General features: G+C 59.1%; 1 protein-coding gene. It reads left to right on the plus strand.

The genetic code is table 11. From position 1 onward, the window contains the following. Nucleotides 1-203: 203 nt before the first annotated feature. Nucleotides 204-1,133, plus strand: a complete 930-nt coding sequence (locus ACCAA_RS04555) for a hypothetical protein (protein ID WP_186406061.1) — start codon at nucleotides 204-206, stop codon at nucleotides 1,131-1,133. The last annotated feature ends 49 nt before the right edge of the window (nucleotides 1,134-1,182 follow it).

Raw genomic sequence — 1,182 nt, forward strand, 5'->3', positions numbered from 1 at the left:
CAACCTGCAAGCAAGAATCCCAGATTCAGCGAACGGTCATGCCCGCGCTTTTTGAGAAGTTACCCCGAAAACTTGTAAGCAATTGAATGGAAGATGTTTTAACAGATCAATAAATCAATGGCCTGGATCTTGCCTTCCCTTTCGGCGGCGGCGCAAGGCGCGGAGCGACCACATCGGTGTCGAATTCAACGAGGGAGGGGATCATGGATTCATCGCTTTTCTGCTCGAAATACTGTGGTCACCCGCGCCAGTTCCCTTCTTTCTGGTGGCCGGCTATTTTTCTGACGAGAAGGCCGTGGGCTTTCGATGGTTTTTCCGCGTATCTCCAGAAGTGCATCTTCACCGCCGTCACTTGCCTGCCGGCCTTGGCCGCCGCAGTACCCACGTACACCGCGATTGATCTAGGAAGCCTGGGTGGTGCGCACAGTTTCGGCTATGCCATCAATGCCGGTGGGCAGGTCACGGGCTACGCCGACACGAGCGGCAATGCCGTCCACGCCTTTCTGTATACGGGCGGGGTCATGACCGACTTGGGTACCCTCGGCGGCGATGGCGCCAGTTTTGGCTTGGGCATCAATACCAGCGGGCAGGTCACGGGCTACGCCGCCATGAGCGGCATTGGTTTCTACCGCGCCTTTCTCTCTACTGGCGGGGTCATGACCGATTTGGGTACCCTTGGCGGGATGAACGCTGGTGGCTATGGCATTAATGCCAGTGGGCAGGTCACGGGCTACTCTGACGTGGACGGCGGTCTTGCCCTCCACGCCTTCCTCTCTACTGGCGGGGTCATGACCGATTTGGGTACCCTCGGCAGCGGATCAAGGTCCTACAGTAGTTACGGCTTTGGTATCAATGACAGTGGGCAGGTCACGGGCATGTCCCAGGGGGGCGGCGACTCTGCCTTCCACGCGTTCCTCTCTACTAGCGGGGTCATGACCGATTTGGGTACGCTCGGCGGGATAGGCAGTGCCGGCTTGGGCATCAACGCCAGTGGGCAGGTCACGGGCTACTCTGACGTGGACGGCGTTGCCCTCCACGCCTTCCTCTCTACTGGCGGGGTCATGACCGACTTGGGTACCCTCGGCGGGCGATATAGTTTGGGCTTAGGAATCAATGCTAGTGTAAGCGTTTAGCCCCCCTACCACACGTACCGAGCAGGTTGGTGCGGAGCGCAGCGCTTGC

Source organism: Candidatus Accumulibacter aalborgensis, assembly GCF_900089955.1.
In the GTDB taxonomy this organism is placed as follows: Bacteria; Pseudomonadota; Gammaproteobacteria; order Burkholderiales; family Rhodocyclaceae; genus Accumulibacter; species Accumulibacter aalborgensis.